1 protein-coding gene is annotated in these 207 nt (G+C 72.5%); it reads left to right on the top strand.

Annotation, left to right across the window (positions count from 1 at the left end; translation table 11 throughout):
* Window positions 1–207: acyltransferase domain-containing protein (locus IF43_RS37670; protein WP_158939715.1), on the top strand; the 207-nt coding region annotated here is incomplete at both ends.

Here is a 207-nt window from a genome sequence, read left to right as displayed (position 1 = left end):
GGTGTCCGTCGCCGCGGTCAACGGCCCGCGGTCGGTGGTGCTCGCGGGTGACGAGGACGTGACGGCGGCCCTGGCGGCCGGTTTCGAGGCGCGGGGCCGCAAGACCAGGCGGCTGGCGGTCAGTCACGCGTTCCACTCGCCGCACATGGACGGGATGCTCGACGATTTCCGCCAGGTGGTGGAGGGGTTGTCGTTCGAGGCTCCGCG

The sequence above is a fragment of the Streptomyces sp. NRRL S-87 genome (assembly GCF_000719335.1).
In the GTDB taxonomy this organism is placed as follows: domain Bacteria; phylum Actinomycetota; class Actinomycetes; order Streptomycetales; family Streptomycetaceae; genus Streptomyces.
The sequence above is the reverse complement of the archived record's forward strand: the minus strand, read 5'-3'. Positions and strand labels throughout refer to the sequence as shown.